The sequence below is a fragment of the Rhizobium sp. SU303 genome (genome assembly GCF_021052345.1).
GTDB lineage: Bacteria > Pseudomonadota > Alphaproteobacteria > Rhizobiales > Rhizobiaceae > Rhizobium > Rhizobium laguerreae.
In genome coordinates this window covers 1,245,021-1,266,268 of record NZ_CP088095.1, presented here as the reverse complement: position 1 = coordinate 1,266,268, position 21,248 = coordinate 1,245,021, and the positions used below count along the sequence as shown (strand labels likewise).

At 61.4% G+C, this 21,248-nt stretch carries 19 protein-coding genes; 9 read left to right on the top strand and 10 right to left on the bottom strand.

The window, feature by feature from the left end; genetic code table 11:
• Positions 1-235: 235 nt before the first annotated feature.
• The 4 genes from ppx to RlegSU303_RS06360 all read right to left on the bottom strand — a co-directional run bounded on the left by ppx (position 236) and on the right by RlegSU303_RS06360 (position 5,870).
• On the bottom strand, positions 236-1,756 hold the full coding sequence (gene ppx / locus RlegSU303_RS06375) for an exopolyphosphatase (RefSeq protein WP_231283580.1): 1,521 nt from the start codon (positions 1,754-1,756) through the stop codon (positions 236-238).
• A 12-nt stretch (positions 1,757-1,768) separates the two neighbouring features.
• A complete protein-coding gene (locus RlegSU303_RS06370; protein ID WP_231283579.1) occupies positions 1,769-3,973 on the bottom strand; it encodes an RNA degradosome polyphosphate kinase in 2,205 nt (734 codons plus the stop codon).
• A 66-nt stretch (positions 3,974-4,039) separates the two neighbouring features.
• On the bottom strand, positions 4,040-4,753 hold the full coding sequence (hdaA, locus tag RlegSU303_RS06365; protein ID WP_131622371.1) for a DnaA regulatory inactivator HdaA: 714 nt from the start codon (positions 4,751-4,753) through the stop codon (positions 4,040-4,042).
• Positions 4,746-5,870 (bottom strand): AI-2E family transporter, encoded by a 1,125-nt coding sequence (locus tag RlegSU303_RS06360; protein WP_131622373.1) that lies wholly within the window; start codon positions 5,868-5,870, stop codon positions 4,746-4,748. Before RlegSU303_RS06360 ends, hdaA begins: the two co-directional genes overlap by 8 nt.
• A gap of 245 nt (positions 5,871-6,115) precedes the next feature.
• On the opposite strand from RlegSU303_RS06360, the gene purM reads away from it, so the two are divergent.
• Both purM and purN read left to right on the top strand, forming a co-directional pair.
• On the top strand, positions 6,116-7,189 hold the full coding sequence (gene purM, locus RlegSU303_RS06355) for a phosphoribosylformylglycinamidine cyclo-ligase (protein WP_168279946.1): 1,074 nt from the start codon (positions 6,116-6,118) through the stop codon (positions 7,187-7,189).
• On the top strand, positions 7,186-7,857 hold the full coding sequence (purN, locus tag RlegSU303_RS06350) for a phosphoribosylglycinamide formyltransferase (RefSeq protein ID WP_168279947.1): 672 nt from the start codon (positions 7,186-7,188) through the stop codon (positions 7,855-7,857). Before purM ends, purN begins: the two co-directional genes overlap by 4 nt.
• 84 nt (positions 7,858-7,941) lie before the next feature.
• Here purN and RlegSU303_RS06345 read toward each other — a convergent pair whose 3' ends face one another.
• The 4 genes from RlegSU303_RS06345 to RlegSU303_RS06330 form a co-directional block, all read right to left on the bottom strand.
• Positions 7,942-8,664, bottom strand: coding sequence for a hypothetical protein (locus tag RlegSU303_RS06345; RefSeq protein ID WP_131622380.1), 723 nt, complete (start codon positions 8,662-8,664; stop codon positions 7,942-7,944).
• 168 nt (positions 8,665-8,832) lie between these two features.
• The gene (locus RlegSU303_RS06340) at positions 8,833-10,002 is read right to left on the bottom strand and encodes an alpha-D-ribose 1-methylphosphonate 5-triphosphate diphosphatase (RefSeq protein WP_131622382.1); all 1,170 of its coding nucleotides are present in this window, start codon (positions 10,000-10,002) and stop codon (positions 8,833-8,835) included.
• A gap of 144 nt (positions 10,003-10,146) precedes the next feature.
• Positions 10,147-10,740, bottom strand: coding sequence for an NUDIX domain-containing protein (locus RlegSU303_RS06335; protein WP_094086295.1), 594 nt, complete (start codon positions 10,738-10,740; stop codon positions 10,147-10,149).
• Positions 10,737-12,941, bottom strand: a complete 2,205-nt coding sequence (locus RlegSU303_RS06330; protein ID WP_168279949.1) for a molybdopterin-containing oxidoreductase family protein — start codon at positions 12,939-12,941, stop codon at positions 10,737-10,739. Before RlegSU303_RS06330 ends, RlegSU303_RS06335 begins: the two co-directional genes overlap by 4 nt.
• A 16-nt stretch (positions 12,942-12,957) precedes the next feature.
• Between RlegSU303_RS06330 and RlegSU303_RS06325 the strand changes: the two genes are divergently transcribed.
• Together RlegSU303_RS06325 and RlegSU303_RS06320 are read left to right on the top strand one after the other, a co-directional pair.
• Positions 12,958-13,827 (top strand): 23S rRNA (adenine(2030)-N(6))-methyltransferase RlmJ, encoded by an 870-nt coding sequence (locus RlegSU303_RS06325; RefSeq protein WP_131622386.1) that lies wholly within the window; start codon positions 12,958-12,960, stop codon positions 13,825-13,827.
• 59 nt (positions 13,828-13,886) lie between these two features.
• Positions 13,887-14,483, top strand: coding sequence for a glutathione S-transferase family protein (locus tag RlegSU303_RS06320; protein ID WP_131622388.1), 597 nt, complete (start codon positions 13,887-13,889; stop codon positions 14,481-14,483).
• Positions 14,484-14,731: 248 nt separating this feature from the next.
• Here RlegSU303_RS06320 and RlegSU303_RS06315 read toward each other — a convergent pair whose 3' ends face one another.
• On the bottom strand, positions 14,732-15,367 hold the full coding sequence (locus RlegSU303_RS06315) for an outer membrane protein (RefSeq protein ID WP_003547106.1): 636 nt from the start codon (positions 15,365-15,367) through the stop codon (positions 14,732-14,734).
• A 365-nt stretch (positions 15,368-15,732) separates the two neighbouring features.
• Here RlegSU303_RS06315 and RlegSU303_RS06310 point away from each other — a divergent pair, with 365 nt between their 5' ends.
• From RlegSU303_RS06310 to RlegSU303_RS06290, 5 genes are all read left to right on the top strand, one after another.
• Positions 15,733-16,500 carry an SDR family oxidoreductase gene (locus RlegSU303_RS06310; protein WP_131622390.1) on the top strand — a complete coding sequence of 256 codons (768 nt, stop codon included), beginning with the start codon at positions 15,733-15,735 and terminating at the stop codon, positions 16,498-16,500.
• Positions 16,497-18,539: an excinuclease ABC subunit UvrC gene (gene uvrC / locus RlegSU303_RS06305; protein ID WP_168279950.1), complete on the top strand. Its 2,043-nt coding sequence runs from the start codon at positions 16,497-16,499 to the stop codon at positions 18,537-18,539. Before RlegSU303_RS06310 ends, uvrC begins: the two co-directional genes overlap by 4 nt.
• A 192-nt stretch (positions 18,540-18,731) precedes the next feature.
• Entirely contained in the window at positions 18,732-19,322 is a 591-nt protein-coding gene (gene pgsA, locus RlegSU303_RS06300) for a CDP-diacylglycerol--glycerol-3-phosphate 3-phosphatidyltransferase (protein WP_003547103.1), read from the top strand.
• A complete protein-coding gene (gene moaD / locus RlegSU303_RS06295) occupies positions 19,319-19,573 on the top strand; it encodes a molybdopterin converting factor subunit 1 (RefSeq protein WP_168279951.1) in 255 nt (84 codons plus the stop codon). Before pgsA ends, moaD begins: the two co-directional genes overlap by 4 nt.
• Positions 19,574-19,834: 261 nt before the next feature.
• On the top strand, positions 19,835-20,296 hold the full coding sequence (locus RlegSU303_RS06290) for a molybdenum cofactor biosynthesis protein MoaE (protein ID WP_065279493.1): 462 nt from the start codon (positions 19,835-19,837) through the stop codon (positions 20,294-20,296).
• On the opposite strand, the gene RlegSU303_RS06285 is transcribed toward RlegSU303_RS06290, so the two are convergent.
• Positions 20,297-21,193: a branched-chain amino acid ABC transporter permease gene (locus tag RlegSU303_RS06285; RefSeq protein WP_168279952.1), complete on the bottom strand. Its 897-nt coding sequence runs from the start codon at positions 21,191-21,193 to the stop codon at positions 20,297-20,299.
• Between the last annotated feature and the right edge of the window lie 55 nt (positions 21,194-21,248).

The window sequence follows — 21,248 nt, the reverse complement described above, 5'->3', positions numbered from 1 at the left end:
GCCGCCCTTTTTTTTTGCGCAAGGCATTACCTCAACCTCCCTCATTCCTGTGCTTGTCACAGCAATCCAGCCACGGCGCGTCCGCCCGTGATTGCATCGATATCTCAAGGGGAAAGAGTCTTTCGCGCCCAAGGACTTGGGCGCGCTGGATTCCTGTGACAAGCACAGGAATGAGGGAGGAGCGAGGTTTCGGCACGAAAAGAAACGATCAAATACGGCGAGCAGCGGAATTACCCTATTCGAACCGAAACGCCAACCGCTTGTTCGTCAACTTCGAAAGCTGCTGCAGGCGGCCGTCCAGGCGTTCGCCAGCGAAGTCGCGATACTCCGGAGGCACGACGAATTCGAGGTCTAGGTCCGGGCTCGACGATTTGCGGAAGGTCAGGTTCTTGACGATGCCGGGCATCGAGGCCGAGAAGAGATAGACGACGCGCAGCATGCCGCCGAGCAGCTTGGCGCGCTCGATGAGCTGGGGCGTGGCAATCTGCGCCAGCGGACCGGTGGCGCCGTCGTCATGCAGGCCTTCGAAACGGTAATAGTTGGACAGCGCGATGAAAGCGCGGCCGGGGTGACTGATGCCGACGAAGGAAGAGTGGGCGATGACGTTCAGCGCCTGCAGGCCGCGATAATCAGGATGGGCGCGCCAGCTGATATCGGCCAGCAGACAGGCCGCCTGACGGTAGCGGCTTTCCTCGTCGGTTTCCTGGATGCCGAAGAGCGGCATCATGCGCCCGGTCCATTCCGCGAGCTCGCGGGCATGCTCCGGCGAACGGGCACGCAGGATCGCCAGTTCGCCGGCGGCGGCCAGCAGTGGATCGGCGCGGCGCTCGGCCTCCGACAGCAGCGAATAGAGATATCCCTCGCGCACACCCTGCGCCGAGAAGGAAATCAGCGACGGCTTCATCGCGCTCAGCACTTCTTTCATGGCGACGGCGCCGAAGGGCAGCAGCGAACGGCGGTGCTTGGAAACGGCCTGCAGCGCCGGCTCCCTGGAATCGCGCGCGGCCACCACCTGGTCGAGAAACTGCATCATTGCTTCGAGCGGCACCTCATAGCCCTGCATCATGTGCAGCGGATAATGGGTGATTTCCATGTGCAGCTTGGCGATGTTTCGCCAGGTGCCGCCGACGGCGTAGAAGGTGCGCCCCTCGCCTTTCGATAGCAGCTTTGCCGTCTTCAACTGCTTGCGGGCAAAGGTCTGGGCCTTGGAGAGCGAGCCGCCGGCATATTCCGACAGGCGCAGGCCGCCGAGCGGCAACGTGATGCCCTTGCCGAACTCCTTGCCCTTGATATCAATCAGTTCCAGCGAGCCGCCGCCGAGATCGCCGGCAATGCCGTCAGGATTGTAGAAGCCGCTGATGATACCAAGCGAAGCGAATTTCGCCTCCTCCTCGCCGGAGAGCACGCGGACCTTGCGGTTAAGGATAGTTTCCGCCTGGTGGATGAAATCAGGACCGTTGCTCGCCTCGCGCGCGGCCGCCGTCGCCAACACATACATGGTGGCAGCGCGCGCCTGGTCGGATAGAGCCTTGAAACGGTGCAGCGCTGCCAGAGCCCGGCTGACGCTATCTTCATCCATCTTCCCGGTGAGGGCTACGCCCTTGCCCAGGCCGCAGAGGACCTTTTCGTTGAAGAGGACGGTCGGCGAACGGGACATGCCTTCATAGACGACAAGACGAATGGAATTCGATCCAATATCGACGACGGAGACCGGGGCGATCCCCGGAAGGCGCCCCTGGGCTTCAGATTCAACCATTTAGGTCCAGTTTTACTTTTTGTTGCGGCCTTCGAGCAGGCCGGCGATCAGCTTCGGCGCACTGGACTTCAGAGCTTCACCACGGCCTGACAGGCTCGGATTGGTCATGAAATACTGCTGCGCATTGAACGGTTCTTCGCCTCTGCGCACTTCCATGCGACGCGACGTACCGTCGGGCAATATCTCGTAGCTTTGCTGATTGTCAATCACGTTGCCGAGCATAATCTGTGACAAGACCTGCTCGTGAACGGTCGGATTCGTAAGCGGAACCATAGTCTCGACGCGGCGATCGAGATTTCTCGGCATCATATCGGCCGAGCCGATGTAAACCAGCGCCTTGTCGGACGGCAGGCCGTGACCGTTGCCGAAGCAGAAGATGCGGCTGTGTTCGAGGAAGCGGCCGACGATCGACTTGACGCGGATCTTTTCCGAAAGGCCGGCCACCTGCGGACGCAGGCAGCAGATGCCGCGCACGACGAGATCAATCTCGACGCCGGCATGGCTGGCGCGATAGAGCGCGTCGATGATGTCGGGATCGACAAGCGAATTCATCTTCATCCAGATCGCCGCCGGCGCGCCGTTCCTAGCGTGCTGGACCTCTTCCTCGATGTGACGCAGGATGCGCGAGCGCATCGTATAGGGCGAGATCGCGAGTTGCATGCCCTGTTCCGGCTCGCCGTAGCCGGTGATGAAGTTGAAGATGTTCGCCATGTCGTGGGCGATGACGGGATTGCAGGTGAAGTAAGAAAGATCGGTGTAGATCTTTGCGGTGATCGGGTGATAGTTGCCGGTGCCGAGATGGCAATAGGTGCGCAGCTTGCCATCCTCGCGACGGACAACCAGCGACATCTTGGCGTGGGTCTTGAGCTCGATGAAGCCGAAGACGACCTGGACACCGGCGCGCTCGAGGTCGCGCGCCCAGCGGATGTTTGCCTCTTCGTCGAAGCGGGCCTTGAGCTCGACCAGCGCCGTCACCGACTTGCCGGCTTCGGCGGCATCGATCAGCGCGCGAACGATCGGGCTGTCGTTGGAGGTGCGGTAAAGCGTCTGCTTTATCGCCAGGACGTCAGGATCGCGCGCAGCCTGGAGAAGAAACTGGACCACCACGTCGAAAGATTCGTAGGGGTGATGGACGACCATGTCCTTTTCGCGGATGGCGGCGAAGCAATCGCCGGCGTGCTCGCGGACGCGCTCGGGAAATCGCGCATTGTAGGGGGCAAAACGCAGGTCGTCGCGCGGCGCCTTGGTGATTTCCGACAGCGTGTTCAGCGCCAGAAGACCCGGCAGAACGGCGACGCGGTTATCGGGGATGCTCAGCGCCTGGACGACGAACTGGCGCAGCGACGCCGGCATTTCCGAATCGGTCTCGATGCGGATGACCTTGCCGCGCCGGCGGCGTTTCAGCGCCGTTTCGAAGAAGCGGACGAGATCCTCGGCCTCTTCCTCGACTTCGATATCGCTGTCGCGGATGACGCGGAACGTACCGGAGCCCTGCACCTCGTAACCCGGGTAGAGCCGATGGATGAAGATGTTGGCGACATCTTCCAGCGTGATGTAGCGGATTGTGTTTCCATCATCCGGCAGGCGGACGAAGCGGTCGAGCGCCACCGGCAGGCGCAGCAGCGCCGTCATCGGCTCGCGGCCGTTCTTGCTGACGAGCTGCAGACCGATCGAAAAGCCGAGATTCGGAATGAAGGGGAACGGGTGGGCGGGATCGATCGACAGCGGCGTCAGCACCGGGAAGATCGCCTGTTCGAATTCGGCGGCCAGCCACTGGCGGTCGCCCTCGCTCAGGGCGCCGGGGCGCACGATCAGGATGTCTTCCTTGGCGAGATATTGTTGCAGCACCGCGAGCGAGGCCTGCTGCTCCATCTGCAGATGGTCGATCTCGTGCAGGATCGAATCGAGCTGCTCGGCCGGCGTCTTGCCGTCCGGGCTGCGGATGGCGATGTTCTGGCGTACCTGGCCTTCGAGGCCGGCGACACGCACCATGAAGAACTCGTCGAGGTTAGCGGCCGAGATCGACAGGAAGCGGACACGCTCGAGCAGCGGATGCTCGGTATTCAAAGTTTCTTCCAGGACACGGCGGTTGAACTGCAGCCAGGAGAATTCTCGGTTGATGAAGCGCTCGGGGCTCTTGAGCAGCTCTTCCAGCGGGGGGGTGTTGTCGTTGATTTCCGGAGTGAGTTCCTGATGTTCTGCGACTGCGCTATCCATGGTCCGCTTACCCCGTTTTCAATCGCCAAAGGCAATTATATCAGTTTGACGACGGAACTGTGACAATCAATCGGCCGGTTCCGAATTTCCCAATTCATTCAATACTTCGGCAGCAAGAGACCGGGTAATTTTCGTGCCCCGCGACAGGGCCAGCCGGTCAAGCCTTTCGACGATTGTCTGGGCCGCGTTCAGCGACCGCTCCATCCGGTTCACGATATAAAGCACGAGTTTGTCATCTATATAAAGCTGCCGGTCGGCGAAGAGCTTGACGATCACCTGCGACAACAGTGCCTCGTCGGGTTCGCCGATCTCGACGACGGTCGCCGCTTTCAGGCGCGAGCGCAAATCGGGCAGCGAAACCGGCCACGACATCGGCCAGAGACGGCTGGTGATCAACAGGCTGGTGCCGTTTTCGCGGACGCTGTTGATGACGTGAAAGAGCGCATTGTCGTCGAAGCCGAGGCGGTCGGCGTCCTCGAACAGCACCGGGCCGGCGGCAGCGGCAACCGCCGCGTCCGAGCCAGGCTCGGGGTGGATGTCGACGGCGCCGCTCAATTCCCGCCAGATGCGGGCGAGATGCGATTTTCCCGAGCCGACGGGGCCGGCGAGCACGACCACCGGCGATGGCCATGCCGGCCAGGCATCGACGATCGAAACGGCGGCGGCGAGCCGCTCCGAGATCAGGAGGTCGTCGCGCCCGCTTGCGGCATCGTGCGAGAAGACCAGCGGCAGCTGCTCTCCGGCCTTGCGCTTCGGATCAGCGTTTTTCACGTCATTCATTGGGAACTGATTTCGTCTTCCGGGCACTGCCACTCGGCGACCCGCCAAAATAAAGATCACTCTGAAGGTAGCGTGAAAGTGCGAAACGAACAAGGACGCCGACGGCCGCGGCCGCCGGCACGGCGACCAGAAGCCCGACGAAACCGAAGAGCACGCCGAAGGCAAAGAGCGCAAACATCAGCCAGACCGGATGCAGGCCAACGCTGGAGCCGACGAGCTTCGGCTGCAGAATGTTGCCTTCGAGGAACTGACCGCTGAAGAAAACGACGAGCACCAGGCCGATCCACGGATAATCCGGCCAGAACTGCACAAGCGCGACGCCGACCGCCAGCACGAGACCAACCATCGAGCCGACATAGGGAATGAAGCTGATCATGCCGGCGAAGAGGCCGATCAGCAGGCCGAAATTCAGCCCCACGAGAGAGAGGCCGACGGCATAATAAATGCCGAGGATGAGGCAGAGCGAGCCCTGGCCGCGGATGAAACCGGCGATTGCCTGGTCGATCTCCTTGGCGATCTGGCGGACATCGCTGACATAATCGCGCGGGATCCACTGATCGACCTTGGCAACCATGCGGTCCCAATCAAGCAGGATGTAAAAGGCAACGACGGGGGTGACGACGAGCAGCGATATGACGTCGACGATCGCCTTGCCTGAATTCCAGATCTGCGCAAAGAGCCCGGTGAGGAAGCCCATGCCCTCCGACAGGATGCCCGAGAGATTGTCCTTGATCGTGCCCACTTGGTTCTCAACCCAGTCCGGCAGCAGCGAATTCTGCGCCTGCGCGATGAACTGCTGTAATTGGCTGATATAACCCGGCAGACGTTGAGCGAAATCGTTGAACTGGCTGATCAGCACCGGAATGAGGATCATCAGCGCCAGCGCGAAGACGATCACGAAAGCGACGAGAATGCCGATAGTCGCCATCATGCGGCTCAGTCCCAGCCGCTGCAGCCTGTCTGCCACCGGATCGAGGAAATAGGCGATCGCCATGCCGGCGACGAAGGGCAGCAGGATCGAGCTGAAGACGTAGAGAAAGACGATGAAGAAGACGAGAACCGCCAGCCAGAAGAAAATCTGACGTTTGAGACTGTTGCCGCTGACTTGCTGTGGCATCGCTTCCCCGCTGATCGCTCGCCGCCGTCTGACGCCGCATCCGATACGAAGCGGCCATTGAGCACATAGGATGCAGGCGCAAAGATGGTCAACCCTGTCGCGCCAAATCCCGGAAAGGCCGGAAGAAGACGCGGGAAATTGGGAGCTTTCGCCATGCAGCGCTTGCATAAAAGCCCCTGTCATGCAATTGCGACCGGCAGATGACGCGGCACGTTTGCCGCCTGAAATAGCCATCGGAGACCAGCATGAGCCAGTCTGGGAAAAACGGCCTGACATATAGCGATGCGGGCGTCGACATCGATGCCGGCAACCTTCTCGTCGAGAAGATCAAGCCGGCGGTTCGCTCGACCCGCCGTCCCGGCGCCGACGGCGAGATCGGCGGCTTCGGCGGGCTTTTCGATCTCAAGGCGGCAGGCTTTACCGATCCGGTTCTCGTCGCCGCCAATGACGGCGTCGGCACCAAGCTGAAGATCGCGATCGATGCCGACTATCACGACACCGTCGGCATCGACCTCGTCGCCATGTGCGTCAACGATCTCGTGGTGCAGGGCGCCGAGCCGCTGTTCTTCCTCGATTATTTCGCGACCGGCAAGCTCGACCCCGACCAGGGTGCGGCCATCGTCGGCGGCATTGCCGCCGGCTGCCGCGAGGCCGGCTGCGCGCTGATCGGCGGCGAGACGGCCGAAATGCCCGGCATGTATTCCTCCGGCGACTACGATCTCGCGGGTTTTGCCGTCGGTGCTGCCGAACGCGGCAAGCTCCTGCCATCAGGCGATATTGCCGAGGGTGACGTGATCCTCGGCCTCGCCTCCTCCGGCGTCCATTCCAACGGCTTCTCGCTGGTGCGCAAGATCGTCGAATTGTCCGGCCTCGATTGGGATGCGCTGGCGCCGTTTGCCGAAGACAAGAAGCTTGGCGAAGCCCTGCTCGAGCCGACCCGGATCTATGTGAAGCCGCTCCTGAAGGCGATCCGCGAGACCGGCGCCATCAAGGCGCTGGCGCACATCACCGGCGGCGGCTTCCCGGAAAATATTCCGCGCGTGCTGCCGAAGCATCTGGCGGCCGAGATCGATCTTGCCGCCGTCGAGGTGCCGCCAGTGTTTTCATGGCTCGCCAAGACCGGCGGCGTCGAGACTAAAGAAATGCTGCGCACCTTCAACTGCGGCGTCGGCATGATTGCCGTCGTTGCCGGCGAGAACGTCGCAATGGTTTCCGCGGCACTTGAAGCCGAGGGCGAGACGGTTGTCACGCTCGGCCGCATGATCGCCCGCGACGAGGGCGCTGCCGGCACGGTCTACAAGGGTACGCTTGCCATATGAGCTCGCCGCGCAAACGCGCCGTCGTCTTCATATCAGGCAGCGGCTCCAACATGATGGCGCTGGTTGCGGCGGCGAAGGCAACCGACTACCCGGCCGAGATCGTCGGCGTCATCTCCGACAAGGCGGATGCCGGCGGGCTTGCAAAGGCAGCCGCCGAAGGCATTGCCACCTTCGCTTTTCCCCGCAAGGACTATGCCAGCAAGGACGCGCACGAAGTGGCGATCTTTTCGGCGCTCGATGAGCTTTCACCCGACATTCTCTGCCTGGCAGGCTATATGCGGCTGCTGACGGCGACCTTCATCCAGCGTTATGAAGGCCGGATGCTCAACATCCACCCTTCCCTGCTGCCGCTATTTCCCGGCCTGCATACGCATCAGCGGGCAATCGACGCCGGCATGCGGATCGCCGGCTGCACGGTGCATTTCGTCACCGAAGGCATGGATGAGGGGCCGGTGATCGGCCAGGCGGCCGTACCGGTTCTTTCCGGCGACACGGCCGAAAGCCTTGCTGCGCGTGTGCTCACCGTGGAGCACCAGATCTACCCGCAAGCGCTGCGGCTCTTTGCCGAGGGCCGCGTGATGATGGAAGCCGGCAGGGCCGTCGGTGTGGAGGCCTCGACCGCTGTATCCAAGGCTCAGCTGATTTCACTGATCGGCGATCGCGCTTAGTTAGAGTACAGAGCTATCTGCCCTCAGCAGATAGCTTTCCATCGACAGGATCGCCATGATCAGTTCCGATGAAATGGACATACGCTATTCTCCGGTTATGAAATCGTTTCGGGAAAGCTGAAAAGCAAAGGGAAGCTTTTTGAAAGGACCGCTGCTTGTGAATGCTGCTTCGCGCTTTCCAGCCCAATCTTCGAAGAAGCGCGGTCCAAGGACTCGCTGGACGATGCCCTCGGTCTTTGCCTCATCCGTAATGGCGAGTTTGATAGATACAAGTCGATACCCTGAGCCAAACGATGCCTTGAGATTTACCGGATCGACTTTTTGTGCCGTTGCGGGATCAGACAAATCCGAAAACGTTACCAATGCCGGATATGCCGACCTCGGAACTTCCCGCGTCTCTCTCAACCGCTCCAAGTGATCGTTTTGTGCTCTGATTTCTTGGCGAAGGCTCGCGGCATTTCCTGATCTGCTGATGGGCGGCCTGAAAACCTGCTCGCTCGCTATACCATCATATGATTTCGGCAGCGCGAAGATGTATCTACCTGGAGCAAGCTCCACCACGACCGCTTCACCGGAGAGATCGCTGCTGAACCAACCGCCACTGTCACCCAGCCGCGCCCAAGCGGGGCTTTCGTACCAGCTGACTCTTTGGACGGACTCTCCTATGCGCTCTCCGGTGGGCGTTTCCACGACCACAATTATTCTCTGGTTCCACTGCCAGGAATGGAAGCCGAAACCGTCGCATCCACCGAGGAGCGCCGACAGAAGAAAGACCGCCGGAATGGCCACATGGCGCCGTATCGACATGAACGTCCGCGTAGAGTTGAAGATCATTTCCCGGAATATTGCCTAAAGGTGATCACGCTGGGGACTCTCACGCAGAAACCACCTTTATGGCAATCACATCTAACGCTGCAAACCCGGCACGCGTTGCCAGGCCCTGCCCGCCCCAGCGACAATTAAGTTCTATCAAAGCTAAGCCGCCAGCGCCCTTAACGGATGCAGCGTGCCGTCGCTGTAGACGAAGCGGCCGGCGCGGAAGGTGGCGCGGATACGATTGATATCACCCGGCTCGACCACGACCAGATCGGCGCGCTGGCCGACGGCGATCTCGCCACGATCCGACAGGCCGGCCGAGCGGGCCGCATTGCCGGTCGCCATGGCAACGGCTGCCGGCAGGCCGCCTTGCACCATGTCGGCAAGCTTGAAGATGCCGGGCACGAAGGCGGCCGGATGATAATCGGCGGCGATGACGCTGAGCAGGCCGGCCCTTGCAGCATCGAGCGCGCTGAGATTGCCCGACATCGACTGGCCGCGCAGCGCGTTCGGCGCGCCCATCAACGTCCAGAGGCCGCGACGGCGCGCTTCCTCTGCCGCAGGCGCGGTGACCGGAAACTCGCTGATGGTGACGCCGAGATCGTGCATCTCCGCGACCTTTTCGACGCTGTCATCGTCATGCGAGGCAAGCGACAGCTTGTGCTTCAGCGACAGCGCGACGATCTCCTTCAGCTTGGCCTCGATGTCAGGATTGCTGCGCATGGCGATGCGCTTGGCAACGATCTCCGCCGCCATTTCCTCGGAGATGGCGCGGCGCTCGGAAATGCTGAGAATGTAGCTGTGCAGGTTGTTGTACTGGCCCTGGCCCGGCGTGTGGTCGGTGAGCGAAACCATGTCGATCTGATCGGCATTCAGCAGGCGTTCGAGTGCAGGAGTTGCACCAACATTGGTGATTTCGTAGCGGGCGTGGACGCGGTGGTCGATCAGCAGATCGTCGCGCAGGCGATTGATGCCCTCGATCACCGCTGATGTCGTCTCCAGCGAACGGACGTGGCCGTAGACGCTTTCGGTCGCAAAGGAGACGGCGGCAAACGCCGTGGTGACACCGGCGGCGGCAAGCTTCTTGTCGAGTTCGTGGATACCGAAATCGATCGGCATCGTCGCGTTCGGCCGTGGGGCGATCTCGCGCTCGATCATGTCGCCGTGGAGATCGACGAATCCCGGCATCAGCAGCCGCCCGCCGCCGTCGATGGCAGCACCGGCGACCGGCTCCGGCCTGATCTCGGCGATGGCTCCATCCTCAACACGCACGGAACCTTCACTCACCACCTCGTTTGGGAGAACGAGGGTGAAATTGCTGAGCCACATGGGCTTTCTCCTGACCGCATCCGATGATTGACAAACCGCAGCGGATAGAACCGCTTCGTGACAGTCGTATGAAATTTCGCGCCGTATCATCTTAAAGCGGAAACTTGGGCTTTAGAAATGATCCGATGCGCCCGCCTCGCGGATTCACGCCGTCAGCCTTGCCCTGTTCAACAAGGCCCATTGCAGAAGCACGATCGTTTTGACGTCGAAGATCTCGCCGGTTTCGATCATCGCCGCCGCCTCGTCGAGCGGGATCTCGAGGACCTCGATATCCTCGTGCTCCTCGTCCAGGCCGCCACCTTCCGCCACGCGGTCAGCGATGTCGACGAGGGCTGCGAAGAAGTGGACCACTTCGGTGACGGCACCCGGTGAGGTGTAGGATTTGAACAGGAAGCGCGCATCGCGCAGGCGATAGCCGGTCTCCTCCATCGCCTCGCGACGGATCGCCGCTTCGGGATGGTCATCGTCGAGAAGGCCGGCCGGCACCTCGATTATCCAGGCGGGATCGCCGTTGAGATGAACGGCGAGGCGGAATTGGCGGACGAGAACGACGAGGTCGCGCTTGGGATCATAAAGCAGGATGCAGGCGGCCGGCGTGCGGTGGTAGACTTCCCGCTTCAACCGATGGGTCGCGCCCTTGCGGTCGATATAGTCGAGGAGATAGCTGCTCAGCCGCGTCCACCCATTCGACAGCGTCTCCTCGCCGGCGATCTTCACCCGTGATTTCGGCTGCATCATGCTGCGTCCCTGCGAAGCCAGACCTTGTTGTCGTGCACGGCCGCCCCGCCATAAGGCGCGACGGGGTCGGCGCCGGTCAAGACGTTGATGCCCTCGCCGTCGACATGCGCCTTGTTCGGCCAGAGCCCCTCGGCAATCAGCACGCCGGATTTCACTTCGGTGGTGATGCGGGCGTGGATGCGCAGATCGCCGCGGCTGTTGCCGATGCGGACAAGATCGCCGTGGGCGATGCCGTTGGCTTCGGCGTCGGCCGGATTGATCATCACCTCGGGGCGGCCTTCTTTCTGGCGTGAGGTCTTGGTCTCGGAGAAGCTCGAATTCAGGAAGTTGCGCGCCGGCGACGTGGCGAGGCGGAAGGGATGCTCGGGATCGGCGACTTCGATGACATCGACCTGATCGGGAAAGGCCGGTAGCGCGGCGTGCGGACCGAGCGCGCCGATCGCGGCCGGTGGTTTGTTCGGCGCCGGCTGATTGATCCAGTCCGGGCGGAAATGGAACTTGCCATCTGGATGGGCAAAGCCGTTCAGGTAATGCGCTTCCTCGAAAGCAGGCTGGCGATCGAACCATTTGTGTTCGAGGAAATGGTCGTAATCCGGCAGGCCGCTCGATTCGAGGATGCGGTCGACCATCTCACGGGCGGTGAAGCCGAAGCCGGGGCGATCGGCGACGCCGAGGCGCTTGGCCAGTTCCTCGATGACGAAGAGATTGGTGCGCACGGTGGGCGGTGGCTCGACCAGCTTCGGTCCCAGCAGGATATGGTTTTGTCCGCCGGCCCGGTAGATATCGTCGTGCTCGACGAACATCGTCGCGGGAATGACGATATCGGCAATATCGGCTGTCTCGGTCATGAACTGCTCGTGGACGGCGACGAAGAGGTCGTTGCGGGCGAAGCCGCGTCTGACGAGGCGCTGCTCGGGCGCGATGTTTGCGGGATTGGTGTTCTGGATCAGCATCGCCGTGACAGGGCCGCGGTGGCGCAGCGCCACGGCATCGCCGGTCAGCACGCGGCCGATCTGCGACTGATCGAGCATGCGGATATCAGCATCCTTCATCGATCGGCCGGTCAGTTCGGCACTGTTCATGCGGAAGATATCGCTGTTCGAATGGAAGGCGCCGCCGCCCTCATATTGCCAGGAACCGAGAACGGTAGCGATCGAGGCCGCCGCATGCATGGCGACCGCGCCGTTGCGCTGGCGGGTGAAGCCGTAACCCAGGCGGAAGAAGGTCTTCTTCGTCGTGCCGACGAGGCTGGCGAAGGCTTCGATCTCCTCGACCGAAAGGCCGGTGACAGCGGCGGCCCATTGCGGCGTCTTGGTTTTCAGATGCGCTTCGAGACCCTCGGGATCATCGGCATATCTCGCCATGTATTCGCGCTCGGCATGACCGTCGCGGAAGGCGATGTGCATGACGGCGCAGGCGAGCGCGGCGTCGGTACCCGGCCTGACGATCAGCGCCATGTCGGCCTGCTTCATCGTCGGATTATCGTAAATGTCGATGACGACGATCTTCGCGCCGCGCTCCTTGCGCGACTTGATGGCGTGGGTCATCACGTTGACCTGGGTCGACACCGCGTTGGTGCCCCAGATGACGACGCAATCGGTGCGGCCCATCTCGCGCGGATCGGGACCGCGCAGCGTGCCGGTCGCCATGGTGAAGCCGGTCCAGGCGGGGTTGGTGCAGATCGAGGAGAAGAAGCCGGAGTAACGCTTGGCATGACGCAGGCGATCGATGGAATCGCGCTGCACCCAGCCCATGGTGCCGGCGTAGAAATAGGGCCAGATCGCCTCGCTGCCGTCCCTTGCCTCGGACTTCACAAAGGCTTCGGCGATCTCGTCCAGCGCATCGTCCCAGGAAATCTGCTGCCACTGCCCTGCCCCCTTGGCGCCGGCGCGGCGTAGCGGATGCATCAGGCGGTCGGGATGGTAGAGCCGCTCGGCATAACGGGCGACCTTGGCGCAGATGACACCTGACGTGTAAGAATGGTCATTGGCGCCGCGCACACGGCCGATGCGGCCATCCTCCGATATCTCGATCTCCAGCGCACAGGTGGAGGGACAGTCATGCGGACAGGCAGTGTGGCCTACCCTATTCTCGGGCTTGGATGATTTGGCGTGGATGGGGGTCGCAATGTTCATGGCATTTGTATATTCCAAGGCTTGCACGGCCAAAAGCCACAAAAATTCCCCATGACGCGAATTCATACGGACATCAGCAAAAATGAACTACCGCCACATCTATCACGCGGGCAACTTTGCCGATGTGCTGAAACATGTCGTGCTGACGCGGCTGATCCGCTACATGCAGAAGAAGGATGGCGGCTTCCGCGTGCTCGACACGCATGCCGGCATCGGGCTCTACGACCTCTCCTCCGAAGAAGCGCAGAAAACCGGCGAATGGCTCGATGGCATCGGCAAGCTGATGGAGGCAGAACTCGGCCCTCAAATCTCTGAACTGCTGGAGCCCTACCTCTCGGCGATCCGCGAACTCAATCCGCAGGGCGGTATCCGCTTCTATCCCGGCTCGCCGAAACTTGCGCGCATGCTGTTCCGGCCGCAAGACCGGCTGTCGGCGATGGAACTGCATCCCGAGGACTATGTCAGGCTGCACCGGCTGTTCGAGGGCGATCACCACGCCCGCATCACCGAGCTTGACGGCTGGCTGGCACTCGGCGCGCATCTGCCGCCGAAGGAGAAGCGCGGCATTGTGCTCGTCGATCCGCCCTTCGAGGAGGAGGACGAATATCAGCGGCTGGCCGAGGGGCTGGAAAAGGCCTATCGGCGCTTTCCCGGCGGCACCTATTGCCTGTGGTATCCGCTGAAGAAGGGCGCGCCGGTCAAGGAATTCCACGAGAGGCTGCAGGCGCTCGACATCCCGAAAATGCTCTGCGCCGAACTTGCCGTTCGCAGCGACCGCGGCATTACCGGACTGACGGGCTCCGGACTCGTCATCGTCAACCCGCCCTTCACACTGAAGGACGAGTTGCACCAATTGCTGCCCGCATTGAAGGATCATCTGGCGCAAGACCGCTTCGCCTCGCACCGCGCCTTCTGGCTGCGCGGCGAAAACAAGGCCGTCAAGGACGATTGACCAGCCAATCGCCTTCAGGAATAGTCCGCGCCGCAGTCTACAACCTCATCAGGTGTCCCATGAAGCTCCTTTGTTCGCCCGCCTCGCCCTATTCCAACAAGGTGCGGATGGCCGCGCATTTTCTGGGGCTGGAGTTAAACGCCATCCGGGTCGACACCAATACCGGACCGGCGATCCTGGTGGACAACAATCCGCTCGGCAAGATCCCGACGCTTCTGACCGATGACGAGGTCTCGATATACGATAGCGTGGCGATCATGCATTATTTCGACCGGCTGACGAAGGGCGGGCTCTACCCCTCCAAGAAGGGCAAGCGCACGGATGCTGAAATCCTCGAGGCGCTCTGCGACGGCATCTGCGATTGCCTGCTGGCGATCGTCTACGAGCGGCGCTTCCGCGACGAGGAGAAGGTTCACCAGCCGTGGATCGACCGGCAATGGAAGAAGGCGACGAGCGGGCTCGCTCATCTCAGCGCCAACCCGCCGAAAACAGGCAAGAAGCTCAATGGCGGACACTTCGCGCTGGCCGCGACGCTCGACTATCTCGACCTGCGCTTCAAGGACCAGTGGGAAGCCGATCATGCGCCGCTGATCGACTGGCTTGCCCAGTTCGAGAAAAAATTCCCTGCCCACCGCGAGCTCAAGTCTGAGGGATGAGCTCCCAGAAACAACGTGCCCGGCTTCAATTTGCTGACAAAGTCTCTTCCGTCATGCTCGGCCTTGTGCCGAGCATCTAACCACCCCAATTGTTCTGGCGGAAAACATTTATTTTCAGATGTTTATTTTGACGTGCGCAGATCCTCGGCACAAGGCCGAGGATGACGTCGCGGGTTTTTCAGCGGTTTGTCGGCAGCAAAAAGCCGGGCGACTTGCCCGGCTTTTCCATATCAGGATATTCGGTCGGCTTAGAACTTGACGCCGATACCGAGCTTGACGCTGTTCTCGTCGTAACCGCGCGAGAAGCTGCCGGAGTCGAGATCGTAGTCCTTGCTCTGGTAGTCGGTGTAGCGATATTCGAGGCGAGTCGTGATGTTGTTGGTCACGAAGGCTTCGACACCGGCGCCGACCGTATAGCCGAAGTTCGTCTTGCTTTCGTCCGAGGTGTCGTCGGAAACCTTGACGTCGCCGATGGCAAGACCGGCCGTGCCGTAGAGCAGGAAGGGGTTCATGTCGTAGCCGACGCGGCCACGGACGGAGCCGTTCCAGCCATACTTGTTCTCGACGCCGCCCGAGGAGACGTCGTCGCCGCTGTAGCCGAGATCGGATTCAACGCCGTAAACGATCTGCCCCTGCTGCCAGTTGTAGCCGGTGAAGACCTGGCCGCCGAAACCGTAGGTGTGGCGGTCGGAACCGAAGTCACCCATGTTATAGGTGCCCGCACCGCCGAGGTAGAAACCTTCCCAGTTGCCAGCCGGCTTGACCGGAGCTTCCTGGGCGACCGGTGCTTCCGGAACCTGGTCGACGGCATCAGCCGCCTGAGCTGCCGAGACGCCCGCAATTGCAAAAACGGAGGCCATGAGGCCAGCAATGAGTACACGCATACTTAGTCTCCTTTCAGTCCCGCGCCGCTTGTCATCTGTCTATCAGTGAAGCATTGGCGGGATATTGCCAGATGTCCCTTCCGGATCGAGACTGAAATTGGAACTCAAATGCGGATTTGAAAGAGCCAAATTGTGATATCATTGTGGCTGCCGCATGGCTGAAATTCGATGTTGCTTTAACGCAACATACATTTCATTAACCATACTGAAGTGTTAAACCGACAATACTTATTTTAAGAGATCACATTCTTAAATAATACATAGAATATCCAGCTCCCGGACGCAACCGCAACGGCCTATTTATATAATCTCCGTCGGCGCCTATATAGTCTGCAGACAGACTCGCGGGATCAGAAGGCAAGATTTTGAACCACAAAAGACTTCGCTCGGCCCTTATAACAGGGGCTGCTAAAAGAATAGGCCGGGCAATCGCCGAAGACCTTGCTGCAAATGGCTTTTCCGTTGCGATCCACGCGAACGGCTCCATCGGTGAGGCCGAAGAGCTGGTGGCGGAATTGCGGCGGAAGGGATATCGGGCGACCGCCCTGCAGGCCGACCTCACCGATATCGGCGAAACCGGCGCCTTGGTCGTGAAGGCGTCGGAGGCGCTCGGGCCGCTCGATCTGCTCGTCAATAATGCGTCGGTCTTCCAGCATGATTCAGCGCGTAGCTTCAATGCCGCCACCTGGGCATTGCACTTCGACCTGCATGTCCGTGCGCCCTCTATTCTTGCGGCGGCCTTCGCACAGCAGATGCCCGCTGAGGCAGCGGGGCTGATCGTCAATATCATCGACCAGCGGGTCTGGGCGCTGAGGCCTAGCTTCTATTCCTATACCCTCTCCAAATCCGCGCTGTGGACGGCGACACAGACGCTTGCACAGGCATTGGCGCCACGTATCCGCGTCAATGCCATCGGCCCCGGCCCCTCGATGCCGAGCGAGCGGCAGGCGATGGAGGACTTCCAAGCGCAGGTCTCAGCCCTTATCTTGCAGCGAGGGCCGGCGCTGGAGGAATTCGGACAAACGATTCGCTTCCTTTACGACACGCCCTCGATCACCGGCCAGATGATTGCCCTCGACGGCGGCCAGCACCTCGCCTGGCAGACGCCCGATGTGGCGGAGATTACGGAATGAACGGACGAAAGCTGCCGGATGGCGGCGTTCTCTACGACGACACGGACGAGAGCGAAGACGATATCGAGGTGGAAGGCGACGCTTCCGTCGCCGCGCCGCTTACGGCGACGGTCGACTGGAATGCGGGTAGCCTCAATGAAACCGGGCTCCTCGGCGCGGAACTGATCGGCGAATTCGTCAAGCGGCTGCCGAACAGCCCCGGCGTCTACCGCATGTTCAATGCCGAGGGCGACGTGCTCTATGTCGGCAAGGCACGTAGCCTGAAGAAACGCGTCAACAATTACGCCGTCGGCCGCGTGCATTCCAACCGCATCGCCCAGATGGTGCGCCAGACGGCGAACATGGAATTCGTGACGACGCGCACGGAAACCGAAGCGCTGCTTCTGGAAGCGAATCTGATCAAGCGCTTGCGGCCGCGCTTTAATGTGCTTTTGCGCGACGACAAGTCCTTTCCCTATATCCTCATCACCGGCGACCACCGGGCACCGGCGATCTTCAAGCATCGCGGTGCGAGAGCGCGAAAGGGCGACTATTTCGGACCTTTTGCTTCGGCCGGCGCGGTCGGGCGGACGATCAACTCGCTGCAGCGCGCCTTCCTGATCCGCACCTGCACCGACAGCGTCTTCGAAACGCGCACGCGACCCTGCCTGCTCTACCAGATCAAGCGCTGTTCCGGGCCGTGCACCCATGAGGTCAGCGACGAGAGTTACGGCGAACTGGTGCAGGAGGCGAAGGACTTCCTGTCCGGCAAGAGCCAGAAGGTGAAGTCGCATATGGCCGAGGCGATGAACCAGGCGGCCGAGGACCTCGATTTCGAGCGGGCGGCGATCTATCGTGATCGCCTGGCGGCATTGTCGCATGTGCAGAGCCATCAGGGCATCAATCCGGCGGGCGTCGAGGAGGCTGACGTTTTCGCCATCCACCATGAAGGCGGCATCTCCTGCATCCAGGTGTTCTTCTTCCGCACCGGCCAGAACTGGGGCAACCGCGCCTATTTCCCGAAGGCCGATCCACAGCTTTCGAGCGCCGAAGTGCTGAACTCCTTTCTCGCGCAGTTCTACGACGACAAGCCGGTGCCGAAGCAGATCATGCTGTCGCAGACGGTCGAGGAGCTGGAGCTGCTCGCCGCAGCACTCAGCGAAAAGGCCGGCCACAAGGTTTCCATCCTGGTGCCGCAGCGCGGCGAGAAGCGCGATCTGGTCGACCATGTCGTCGGCAATGCACGCGAGGCGCATGGGCGAAAGCTTGCCGAGACGGCGTCGCAGTCGCGGCTGCTCGAAGGTTTCAAGGAGACGTTCGGGCTTGCCTATGCTCCGCAGCGCATCGAGATCTACGACAATTCGCATATCATGGGCACCAATGCTGTCGGCGGCATGGTGGTGGCGGGGCCGGAAGGTTTCGTCAAGAACCAGTACCGCAAGTTCAACATCAAATCGACCGACATCACCCCCGGCGACGACTTCGGCATGATGAAGGAGGTGATGACGCGGCGTTTCTCGCGGCTGATCAAGGAGGAAGGCATTCCTGACCGGACGGCGCAGGCGGCCACTCCCGATGCAGCCGACATGCCCTTCCCGACCTGGCCCGACGTAATCCTCATCGATGGCGGCCAGGGGCAGATGACGGCGGTGCGCGCCATCCTTGCCGAACTCGGCATCACCGACAGCGTGACGGCAATCGGCATCGCCAAGGGCGTCGATCGCGATGCCGGGCGCGAACGTTTCTTCCCGCCGGGACGCGAGAGTTTCACGCTGCCGCCGCGTGATCCGGTGCTCTACTTCATCCAGCGCATGCGCGACGAGGCGCATCGTTTCGCGATCGGCTCGCACCGGGCACGGCGCAAGAAGGAAATGATCAAGAACCCGCTCGACGAGATCGGCGGCATCGGCCCATCGCGCAAACGCGCGCTGCTCCAGCATTTCGGCACGGCGAAGGCGGTTTCGCGCGCCGCCCTGTCCGACCTGATGGCGGTGGAAGGCATATCGGAAGCCGTCGCCAGGCAGGTCTACAACCATTTCCACGACGACGCTGCGAAATAACCGGCGTCCGTCGCAAATTCCACGCAAAGGCGGTGAAAAGACAGAAAGAATGTTGACGGTCCGCGGCCAAAGCCGTCATCTACCGCATCGGCCCGAGCATGATGCGGAGGTTCTAAAGTGTTACAGCGTCCTTGGCTCGTCTGAAAAGGCGCGCGGCGCTGTAGCGGTGCATCAATTCAGAGAAACGATCCCATGGCATCGCGTGCGTACAGCATTCCCAATCTTCTGACCTACGGCCGCATCCTCGCCGTACCGCTGATCGTTCTCTGCTTCTTCATCGAGGGCAGGCTGTCGATCAGCAATACGGCGCGTTGGGTGGCGCTGTGGATCTTCGTCATCGCCTCGCTCACCGATTTCCTCGACGGTTATCTCGCGCGCATCTGGAACCAGACGTCGAATATCGGCCGCATGCTCGATCCGATCGCCGACAAGCTGCTGGTCGCCTCGATCCTTCTCCTGGTCGCGGCCGACCAGACCATCGCCGGCTGGTCGATCTGGGCAGCGATCACCATTCTCTGCCGCGAGATCCTGGTGTCGGGACTGCGCGAATATCTTGCGGCGCTGAAGGTCAGCGTACCGGTGACGCGGATTGCCAAGTGGAAGACGACGCTGCAGCTCGTCGCCATCGCCTTCCTGCTCGCCGGCCCGGCCGGCGACGAGATTTTCCCCTATACAACGCAGACCGGCATCGCGCTGCTGTGGATCGCGGCGCTGCTGACGATCTATACCGGCTATGATTATTTCCGCGCCGGAGTGAAACATATCGTGGATGACGAGGAATGACGCGGCTTGTCTATTTCGCCTGGGTGCGCGAGCGCATCGGCAAGGGCGAGGAGGAGATCGACCTCCCCTCCTCCGTTGTCACCGTCGCCGATCTGTTGAATCATTTGAAGACGCTGGGCGAAGAATATGAGACGGCGCTTCAATATCCTGATGTGATCCGTGTGGCGCTCGACATGGAACATGTCGAGCATGACGAGCCGATATTGGGGGCGAAAGAGATCGGTATATTTCCGCCGATGACGGGGGGATGAGGCAGTGATGGTGGTGCCGTGTCGCTACCCCCCTCTGTCCTGCCGGACATCTCCCCCACAAGGAGGGAGATTGGCTGGGAGCACCGGCTTCCCCAAACAGTCGGCGTTTCAGCCCGGCAAAACTGTAGATGGGCCCGATGGTCAAGCCACGCGTAATCTCCCTCCTTGTGGGGGAGATGCCCGGCAGGGCAGAGGGGGGTTGGCACGGCACGCCCTCTCCATAGCCTCCGCTACGACATCAAAGCATTTGGGGATGTTATCATGACCATCACCCCCACCATCCGCGTCCAGCATGAGGACTTCGACCTGCAAGCCGAGGTCGATCGCCTCTCCAAGGGCAAACCCGGCATCGGCGCCGTCGTCACTTTTTCCGGCCTCTGCCGCGATGAAGGCGGGACACTTGCGGCACTCGAGCTCGAGCATTATCCCGGCATGGCGGAGGCGGAGATGCGACGCATCGGCGATCTTGCCATCGGGCGTTTCGGACTTCTCGGCCTCACCGCCATCCACCGCTACGGCAAGATCGCCGCCGGCGAGAATATCGTGCTCGTCGTCGCAGCTGCGCCGCACCGGCAGGCGGCTTTCGACGGCGCCAATTTCGTCATGGACTTCCTCAAGACCGCAGCCCCCTTCTGGAAGAAGGAGCACGCTCGGGATGGCGCCACCGGCGACTGGGTCGCGGCGAAAGACGCCGACGACGCGGCCCGCGACAAGTGGAAGTAGTTAGAGAACAACGCGCTCCCGGCGGCTCATCACCAAGAGCAGGACGAGCAGCGAGAAGATGACGAGATCCCGCCAGACGAAGGGGCCGTAGGCGCCCCACATAGTTTCGGCGACGGCGAGCCCAGCAGCGCCGCCTGCCGAGCGTAGCGGATCGGAATGGCCGCCGACGGCTGCGATCATCAGCACCTTCAGCCCGAACATCAGGCCCGCGCCGAAATCCATCGAGCCGTAGTAGAAAGTCGCGAGGATGCCGCAGATGGTGGCAACGAGGGCTGCGGCCCCGTAGGCGACGAGAAAGACGCGGTTGGCGCTGGTACCGCAGAGTTCGGCCGCCAGCGGGTCATCGGTGACGGCGCGCCAGACGCGGCCCCAGGCCGTGCGTCTGAGGATCAGCGTACCCACTGCGACGATGGCACACATCAGAGCGGTGTCGATCAACTGGATATGGGTGAGCGTCACCTTGAACGGGCCGTCGCTCCAGAAGACGACCGTGTCGTTCAGGAACGGCGGCAGCCAGATGGCGCGGGTATTGGCGGCAAGCCGGGCGGTCTCCATGAGGACGATCATGATGCCGAGGGCAGCGACGATGACCGTATTCGGCGATTTGCTGACCAGCGGCAGCATGATCGAGCGGCCGATCCATAGGCCCGCCGCCAGCGAATAGACGATCGAAGCGAAAGCGCCGACGGCAAGGGCGGCCGGCAGCACCAGCCAGAAGCGGTTGAAGGCGAGTTCGGTGAAGAGCAGCAGGATCTGGCCCGCGAAGGCAAAGATCGCCCCATAGGTGATATCGGCCCGCTTCGTCACGCCGAAGGCTACGGCATAACCGAAGGCAAGCGCGGCGTAGAGGGCGGCCAGCGGAATCGAATTCGCCAGCTGCTGCAGAAGATAAGCCATTCCAGACACTCCGCGTCAGCAAAATTATAACTGGTAAAACCCATTTCGCCAGTTA

What these genes read in the sequence shown, in the direction of transcription:
- ppx (WP_231283580.1), bottom strand. Translation starts at nt 1,756, where the DNA reads ATGGTTGAATCTGAAGCCCAGGGGCGCCTTCCGGGGATCGCCCCGGTC.
- RlegSU303_RS06370 (WP_231283579.1), bottom strand. Translation starts at nt 3,973, where the DNA reads ATGGATAGCGCAGTCGCAGAACATCAGGAACTCACTCCGGAAATCAAC.
- hdaA (WP_131622371.1), bottom strand. Translation starts at nt 4,753, where the DNA reads ATGAATGACGTGAAAAACGCTGATCCGAAGCGCAAGGCCGGAGAGCAG.
- RlegSU303_RS06360 (WP_131622373.1), bottom strand. Translation starts at nt 5,870, where the DNA reads ATGCCACAGCAAGTCAGCGGCAACAGTCTCAAACGTCAGATTTTCTTC.
- purM (WP_168279946.1), top strand. Translation starts at nt 6,116, where the DNA reads ATGAGCCAGTCTGGGAAAAACGGCCTGACATATAGCGATGCGGGCGTC.
- purN (WP_168279947.1), top strand. Translation starts at nt 7,186, where the DNA reads ATGAGCTCGCCGCGCAAACGCGCCGTCGTCTTCATATCAGGCAGCGGC.
- RlegSU303_RS06345 (WP_131622380.1), bottom strand. Translation starts at nt 8,664, where the DNA reads ATGTCGATACGGCGCCATGTGGCCATTCCGGCGGTCTTTCTTCTGTCG.
- RlegSU303_RS06340 (WP_131622382.1), bottom strand. Translation starts at nt 10,002, where the DNA reads ATGTGGCTCAGCAATTTCACCCTCGTTCTCCCAAACGAGGTGGTGAGT.
- RlegSU303_RS06335 (WP_094086295.1), bottom strand. Translation starts at nt 10,740, where the DNA reads ATGATGCAGCCGAAATCACGGGTGAAGATCGCCGGCGAGGAGACGCTG.
- RlegSU303_RS06330 (WP_168279949.1), bottom strand. Translation starts at nt 12,941, where the DNA reads ATGAATTCGCGTCATGGGGAATTTTTGTGGCTTTTGGCCGTGCAAGCC.
- RlegSU303_RS06325 (WP_131622386.1), top strand. Translation starts at nt 12,958, where the DNA reads ATGAACTACCGCCACATCTATCACGCGGGCAACTTTGCCGATGTGCTG.
- RlegSU303_RS06320 (WP_131622388.1), top strand. Translation starts at nt 13,887, where the DNA reads ATGAAGCTCCTTTGTTCGCCCGCCTCGCCCTATTCCAACAAGGTGCGG.
- RlegSU303_RS06315 (WP_003547106.1), bottom strand. Translation starts at nt 15,367, where the DNA reads ATGCGTGTACTCATTGCTGGCCTCATGGCCTCCGTTTTTGCAATTGCG.
- uvrC (WP_168279950.1), top strand. Translation starts at nt 16,497, where the DNA reads ATGAACGGACGAAAGCTGCCGGATGGCGGCGTTCTCTACGACGACACG.
- pgsA (WP_003547103.1), top strand. Translation starts at nt 18,732, where the DNA reads ATGGCATCGCGTGCGTACAGCATTCCCAATCTTCTGACCTACGGCCGC.
- moaD (WP_168279951.1), top strand. Translation starts at nt 19,319, where the DNA reads ATGACGCGGCTTGTCTATTTCGCCTGGGTGCGCGAGCGCATCGGCAAG.
- RlegSU303_RS06290 (WP_065279493.1), top strand. Translation starts at nt 19,835, where the DNA reads ATGACCATCACCCCCACCATCCGCGTCCAGCATGAGGACTTCGACCTG.
- RlegSU303_RS06285 (WP_168279952.1), bottom strand. Translation starts at nt 21,193, where the DNA reads ATGGCTTATCTTCTGCAGCAGCTGGCGAATTCGATTCCGCTGGCCGCC.